Consider the following 7,095-nt stretch of genomic DNA (forward strand, 5'->3'; position numbering starts at 1 on the left):
CCGTATCGCCGTATCGCCGTATCGCCGTGCCGGTGCGGCCGGTCGGCGCGGCGCGGCGAGGAGTACGGGAGCGAGACGGCAGGGCGCGGAACCCCACGCGCCCGGACCGCACGCCCGGACCGCACGCGCTCGGACCACACGGCACCCGGACCCACGCCCGGACCGGACGGCACCCGGACCCACGCCCGGACCGGACGGCACCCGGACCCACGCCCGGACCGGACGGCACCCGGACCCACGCCCGGACCGGACGGCACCCGGACCCACGCGCCCGGACCGCCGCGCCGCGGCCGCCCGCCCGGACCCGCCCCGCCGGGGGCCCGGCGGCGGACCGGGGCAGGGCGGCTGTAGCGTCAGGGGCATGGAAGATCAGTCGGTTGTGGATGTCGGCGACGTGCGCCTCGCGTACCGGGCCTGGGGCGACTCGTACGGGTCGCCCGTCGTGCTGCTGCACGGCCTGGGCGGCTCGGCCGCGGACTGGGAGGCGGCCGGCGCCGTGCTGGGCCAGGAGTGGCGGGTCTTCGCCCTCGACCTGCGCGGCCACGGCGAGAGCGACTGGCCCGACGCGTACGACCTGGAGCTGATGGCCGAGGACGTCGTGGGCTTCCTCGACGAGCTGGAGTTGGACCGGGTCGGCCTCGTCGGCCACGGCATGGGCGGCGCCGTCGCCCGGCTGGTGGCCCAGGAGCACTCCGACCGGGTGGAGCGGCTGGTGCTGGTGGAGACCCCGGCGCCCTTCCCCGGCGATCCGGGCCCGGCGGGGCGGCCCGAGGGCCCGGTGGACTACGACGAGAACGCGGTGCCCGCCGTACGCGCCCAACTCGCCGATCCGGGCCCGGACGCCGCCGAGGGCCTCGGGGACATCGTCGCGCCGACGATGATCATCAGCGGCGGGCCGGAGAGCACGATGGAGCAGGACCGGCAGGGCGACATGGCCTCCCTCGTCCCGGACTGCCGGCTGGTCACCGTGCCGGGCGGCCACCGGATGCACCAGACCCGCGCCGACCAGGTGGCCTCGCACATCACGGAGTTCTTCACGAGCTGAGGCGGCGCACACCGGCACATAGCGGAAGGGTGGCGGCCCGCCCCTTGTCGGCGGCCCCCACGCCGTGTCATACAGGTCTGGACCATTGCTGTCCGGACGGAAGGCACCCCCGTGCAACGCCCCCCCACCTCGGCCGTGCTGGCCTGCTCCGCCGCCCTGCTGCTGGCCTCCCTCACCGCGTGCGGCGGCGGAGCCGGCGCCGACGCCGACACGCGAAGCCCGACCACCCCCGACGGCGTGACCGCGCAGGCCAGCAGCTCCACCGCGGTGCACGTCATGTGGGAGCCCGCCTCCGACGACAAGGCGGTCGCCGGCTACGAGGTCTACCGCGGGAAGACCAAGGTCCTCTCCGTACCGGCGGCCAAGCGCATGATCGACGTGACCGGGCTGAAGCCCTCGACCGACTACGCCTTCAGCGTCCGGGCCAAGGACGCCGCCGGGAACCTCTCCGAGCCCAGCGCCGCCGTACCGGTCACCACCCAGGCCACCCCGCCCCGCGACGACGAGCCGCCCACCGTGCCGGCGAAGCTGACGGGCACGGCCGATGGCGGGCGCGCGGCCACCCTCGCCTGGCGGGCGGCCAAGGACGACGTGGGCGTCACCTCGTACGACATCTACCAGGAGGACTCCCGCGTCCACAGCGTGCCGGGGACCGCGACCACGGCGAAGGTGACCGGACTGCGTCCGGGGACCGTCTACACCTTCACCGTCCGCGCCCGCGACGCCTCCGACAAGTCCTCGTCCGACAGCAACGCCGTCGACCTCACCACCGCCTCGGCCCCCGGCGCCCCCGCGAGCACCGCCCCCACCGGGCTGCGCGCCGGGGTCGGCAAGGAGGGCGCGCTGTTCGCCGTCGACCTGTCCTGGGACCAGCCCGAGACGGGCGGGGAGATCCCCGCGTACGAGCTGTACCTGAACGGCAGGCCGACCACCACCATCGTCTGGGGCGGCCCGCCGCCCAAGGGGCGGGCCACCTACCGGCTCACCCTGTCCGACCCGCCCGGCACCCGCTACTCCGTGAAGCTCAGGGCCAAGCTCCCGGACGGCAAGTGGGGCGACTTCTCCGCCCAGCGGACGGTCGTCCTCCCCGGCTGACGCCCCGCAGGCGTGCGGCGGCCCGCGCCTCGTGGTCCATTGATCCCAGAACCTCGCACCGCGGCACCACGGAGAACACGAGGAACAAGGGGTTGCACCATGGACCTGAGCACGCGGGCCGACGCGCCGACCGCGGACCCGGCCGCCGCCCCGGCGACGCGCCGGCCCCGCGCGTCACCCGTCCGGGGCCCCTTCACCCGTTCGGCATCCCGTAGGCCGCCCGCGACGGCGTACGGGCCCCCCTCGGACCGGTCCGAGGGGGGCGGGGGATGACCGCGGCGGACACCCGCCACACGCCGGGGGAGGAGCCGCCGGCCCGCAAGGGGTTCGCCTTCCCCAGCGCCCTCACCGTCCTCGCCGTCGTCACGCTCGCCGTGTGGACCCTGGCCTTCCTGATCCCGCCCGGCGCCTACGAGCGCGACGCGGACGGGGCTCCGCTCCAGGGCACGTACCACCGCGTCGACTCCGACCGGAGCGCCGCCGACCGCCTCGACGACCTCTTCCTCGCCCCGGTCAACGGCCTCTACGGCGTCCAGGACGCGCGGACGGGCGAGGTCGGGCCGGGACTGGCCGGCGAACTGTACGGCAGCGCGGGCGTGTTCCTGTTCGTGCTCGCCATCGGCGCGTTCATCACGGTGGTCTTCGCCACCGGCGCCCTGGACCGGGGCATCGGCCGCCTCGCCCACCGGCTGCGCGACCGGGGAGCGCTGCTGATCGCCGGGGTGATGCTCGTCTTCGCCCTGCTCGGCACGGTCGAGGGCTTCGCGGAGGAGACGCTCGGCTTCTACGGCCTGGTCATCCCGCTCATGCTGGCGCTCGGCTACGACCGCATGGTGGCCACCGGGGCGATCATCCTGGGCGCGGGGACCGGAGTGCTCTGCTCCACGGTCAACCCCTTCGCCACCGGCGTCGCCTCCTCCGCCGCCGGCGTCTCGCTCGGCGACGGCATCGCGCTGCGCGCCCTGATGTGGATCGTCCTGACGGCGGTGACCATCGCCTACGTCGTCCGGTACGCCAACCGGGTCCGCCGCGACCCCGAGCGCTCGCTGTCCGGCTTCCTGCCCGGCGACCGGGACCACGACGCGGCGCGCACGGCCGAACCGCCCCCGCTGACCCGGCTCCACCAGGTCGTCCTGGCGCTGGTCGCGCTGGTCTTCGCCTTCATGATCTTCTCGGTCGTCCCGTGGTCCGGCGCCCTCACCGGCGACGCCGAGGCCGCCCCGTACGGTTTCGAACTGGGCTGGTCCTTCCCGCAACTGGCCGCACTCTTCCTGGTCGCGGCGGTCCTGGTCGGCCTCGTCGCCCGGTTCGGCGAACAGCGCCTCAGCGCGACGATCGTCCAGGGCGCGGCCGACTTCATCTCACCGGCGCTCGTGATCGTCCTCGCCCGCGGCGTCACGGTCATCATGAACAACGCCCGGATCACCGACACCGTGCTGCACTCGATCGAGGGCATGGTCTCGGGGACGTCGTCGGCGCTGTTCGCGGTGTTCGTCTTCCTCGTCAACCTGCCGCTGGCCTTCCTCATCCCCTCCACCTCCGGCCACGCCACCCTCGCCATGCCGGTCCTGGCCCCCCTCGCGGACTTCGCGGGCGTCTCCCGCGCCGTCGTGGTGACGGCATGGCAGGCGGCGAGCGGCTGGACGAACCTGTGGGCCCCGACGACGGCGGTCACCATCGGCGGCGTGGCGCTGGCGAGGATCGGCTACGACCGGTACCTCCGGTTCGTCTGGCCGCTGCTGGCGATCCTGGCCGTGCTGGTCTGCGGGTTCCTGGCGCTGGGGGCGGTGTGGACGTGAGGGGGGCCTGCGACGCCTGAGCGCGCGGGGCCCCGCTCCCGGTGCGGGGAGCGGGGCCCGTCCGTGTGGGTCAGCGCAGTCGCTCGTAGGCGGGCAGGGTCAGGAAGTCCGCGTAGTCCTGGTCCAGGGAGACCTGGAGCAGGAGGTCGTGGGCCTGCTGCCACCGGCCGGAGGCGAAGGCGTCCTCGCCGATCTCCTCGCGGATCGCGGCCAGTTCCTCGGCCGCGACCTTGCGGGCCAGCTCCGCGGTGGCGTGCTCGCCGTTCTCGAAGACGACGTCCGCGTTGATCCACTGCCAGATCTGGGAGCGGGAGATCTCGGCGGTGGCCGCGTCCTCCATCAGGTTGAAGATGGCGACCGCGCCGAGGCCCCGCAGCCACGCCTCGATGTAGCGGATGCCGACCGCGACGGCGTTGCGCAGGCCCTCGTAGGTGGGCTTGGCGTCCAGGGAGCCGATGGCGATCAGGTCGCCCGCGGCCACGGAGACGTCCTCGCGCAGCCGGTCCTTCTGGTTCGGCCTGTCGCCGAGGACCGCGTCGAAGGAGGCCAGGGCGATCGGGACCAGGTCGGGGTGGGCGACCCAGGAGCCGTCGAAGCCGTCGCGGGCCTCGCGGTCCTTGTCGGCCTTGACCTTCTCGAAGGCCACCTTGTTGACCTCGGCGTCGCGGCGTGAGGGGATGAAGGCCGCCATGCCGCCGATCGCGTGCGCACCGCGCTTGTGGCAGGTGCGGACCAGGAGTTCGGTGTACGCCCGCATGAACGGGGCGGTCATCGTCACCGCGTTGCGGTCCGGCAGGACGAACGCGGGCCCGCCGTCGCGGAAGTTCTTGACGATGGAGAAGAGGTAGTCCCAGCGGCCGGCGTTGAGCCCGGAGGCGTGCTCGCGCAGCTCGTAGAGGATCTCCTCCATCTCGTACGCCGCGGTGATCGTCTCGATCAGGACCGTCGCGCGGACCGTGCCCTGCGGGATGCCGACGTACTCCTGGGCGAAGACGAACACGTCGTTCCAGAGACGGGCCTCCAGGTGCGACTCCGTCTTCGGGAGGTAGAAGTACGGGCCCCTGCCGAGGTCGAGCAACCGCTGGGCGTTGTGGAAGAAGTAGAGGCCGAAGTCGACGAGCGCGCCGGGCACCGGGACGCCGTCCACCTGGAGGTGGCGCTCCGCCAGGTGCCAGCCGCGCGGGCGCATGACGACCGTGGCGAGGTCGCCGGCGGGCTTCAGCGCGTACGACTTGCCGGACCCCGGATCGGTGAAGTCGATGCGGCGCTCGTAGGCGTCGATGAGGTTGAGCTGGCCGAGGACGACGTTCTGCCAGGTGGGGGCGGAGGCGTCCTCGAAGTCGGCGAGCCAGATCCGGGCGCCGGAGTTCAGGGCGTTGACGGTCATCTTGCGGTCCGTCGGGCCGGTGATCTCCACCCGGCGGTCCTCCAGCGCCGCCGGGGCGGGCGCGACCTTCCAGGAGTCGTCCGCGCGGATCGCCGCCGTCTCGGGCAGGAAGTCCAGCGTGGAGGTACGGGCGATCTCGGCGCGGCGCTCACCGCGCAGGGCGAGCAGCTCGTCGCGGCGCGGGGTGAACCGCCGGTGCAGCTCGGCCACGAAGGCGAGGGCCGCGTCGGTCAGGACCTCTTCCTGCCGCGGCAGGGGCTCGGCATCGACGATGGCCAGCGTGGACGGCGCTGGTGCGGACATGAGCGGTCACTCCTTCAGCGGGCGGCGGCGCCCCGCGGCCGCCGCGTCACCGGGGACGGCACGGCGTGCCATGGCTCCGGGATGCGGCCGCGGACGCCCTCCGTGGTTCCGAGGGCTTCTGACCAGTGGATAGTAGTTTCCTCATGGTGGAAGTTCAATGGATTGTTGATGTCGAGATTCTTCGGGTCGACAGAAGGGGACCCCCGTGGCGCGGCGTGCCGGGCCGCCTCCCGCCGCTCACTCCAACCGCTCCAGGTCCCGCGGGGTGTCGATGTCGTACGCCTGAGCCACGTCGGAGCACTCCACCAGCCGCAGCGCGTCGCGGTGGAGCCGCAGGTACTCCCGCGCCCCCCGGTCGCCCACCGCCCCCGCGGCCGCGTCCGCCCACCGGTCCGCCCCGAACAGCACCGGATGCCCCCGCTCCCCGCCGTACGCGGCCGCCACCAGACTCGTCCGCGAGCGGTACGCCGTCCGCACCCGCGCCACCGCCTCCGCGCCGATGCCCGGCTGGTCGACCAGCAGGACGAGCGCCGCGTCCGCGTGCGCACCGGCCAACGCCGCCAGGCCCAGCCGGAGCGAGGAGCCCATGCCGTCCTCCCAGTCGGGGTTCACCGCCACCGAGCAACCGGTGAGATCGGCGCGGCCGCGCACCTCGTCGGCCGCCGCGCCCAGCACCACGTGCAGCGGGCCGCAGCCGCCCGCGCGCAACGCGTGCACCGCGTGCTCGACCAGCGGGCGGCCCCGGTGCTCCAGCAGCGCCTTCGGGCGTCCGCCGAGCCGGCGTCCGCCCCCGGCGGCCAGCAGCACCCCGGCGACCTCGGGGTTCTTCGCGTCCTGAGCCGTGTCCGTAGCCATGGGGTCTGGATACCACCGAGCCGTTCGCACACGCGACACGCATGTCACCCGCAGGGGTCACCCTGATTTCTGTCCGTGGAGTGGCGCGCACAGCCTGTCATGGCGTTAACTTGCGGGCGACCCCAGGGACTTGGTCACGGCTCGGGGTTCGGGGGAGTGGGCGGCGCATCGGCGGGCGAGGGGGAATGCTGTGTTGCGAAGCGTAGGGCAGAAACGGGTGACCGGCAGCGGCGAGGACCCGCGGGTGGTCGGGCTGCGCATGGCCGTCTCCCGGCTCCGCCGTGAACTGGCCGCCGTCCCCGCCGAGTTCCCGGACCGGCCGATCGCCGAGGACGAACTGGCCGCTCTGGACGCCATGGCGGTCGGCGGCGTGCCCGAGATCTGGCGGCTGCGCCGCTCGCTGCTGCTGATCGCCGGGGCGATCGGCTCGGTCAGCGCGCTGGCCGCCGCCCTGCGCGAGGTGCGCAACGCGGTGGACCTCTTCGGCGAGCCGCCGCGCGACTGACCGGGGCGGCGGGGCGGCGGCTCCTCGGCCCGGGGGGGGGGACGGGGGGGGGGGGAGGGGGGCGGCCCACAACGACCGAACCCACCCACCACCCCGCCCGGCCCTT

Annotated in this window: 6 protein-coding genes; 4 read left to right on the forward strand and 2 right to left on the reverse strand. The window is 74.1% G+C overall.

Annotated elements, in window-relative coordinates:
* The first annotated feature begins 361 nt into the window (after positions 1 to 361).
* The 3 genes from ACZ6EJ_RS14715 to ACZ6EJ_RS14725 all read left to right on the forward strand — a co-directional run bounded on the left by ACZ6EJ_RS14715 (position 362) and on the right by ACZ6EJ_RS14725 (position 3,939).
* Positions 362 to 1,045 (forward strand): alpha/beta fold hydrolase, encoded by a 684-nt coding sequence (locus tag ACZ6EJ_RS14715; protein ID WP_469267323.1) that lies wholly within the window; start codon positions 362 to 364, stop codon positions 1,043 to 1,045.
* Between the two features lie 111 nt (positions 1,046 to 1,156).
* Positions 1,157 to 2,140, forward strand: coding sequence for a fibronectin type III domain-containing protein (locus tag ACZ6EJ_RS14720; protein ID WP_469267325.1), 984 nt, complete (start codon positions 1,157 to 1,159; stop codon positions 2,138 to 2,140).
* Between the two features lie 269 nt (positions 2,141 to 2,409).
* Positions 2,410 to 3,939, forward strand: coding sequence for a YfcC family protein (locus ACZ6EJ_RS14725; protein ID WP_469267327.1), 1,530 nt, complete (start codon positions 2,410 to 2,412; stop codon positions 3,937 to 3,939).
* 70 nt (positions 3,940 to 4,009) lie between these two features.
* Here ACZ6EJ_RS14725 and aceB read toward each other — a convergent pair whose 3' ends face one another.
* Positions 4,010 to 5,629, reverse strand: coding sequence for a malate synthase A (aceB, locus tag ACZ6EJ_RS14730; RefSeq protein ID WP_469267328.1), 1,620 nt, complete (start codon positions 5,627 to 5,629; stop codon positions 4,010 to 4,012).
* 237 nt (positions 5,630 to 5,866) lie between these two features.
* Positions 5,867 to 6,484 (reverse strand): nucleotidyltransferase family protein, encoded by a 618-nt coding sequence (locus tag ACZ6EJ_RS14735; RefSeq protein ID WP_469267329.1) that lies wholly within the window; start codon positions 6,482 to 6,484, stop codon positions 5,867 to 5,869.
* A 190-nt stretch (positions 6,485 to 6,674) separates the two neighbouring features.
* On the opposite strand from ACZ6EJ_RS14735, the gene ACZ6EJ_RS14740 reads away from it, so the two are divergent.
* Positions 6,675 to 6,989: a DUF5955 family protein gene (locus ACZ6EJ_RS14740; protein WP_469267331.1), complete on the forward strand. Its 315-nt coding sequence runs from the start codon at positions 6,675 to 6,677 to the stop codon at positions 6,987 to 6,989.
* The last annotated feature ends 106 nt before the right edge of the window (positions 6,990 to 7,095 follow it).

This window comes from Streptomyces sp. NPDC041970 (genome assembly GCF_055588985.1).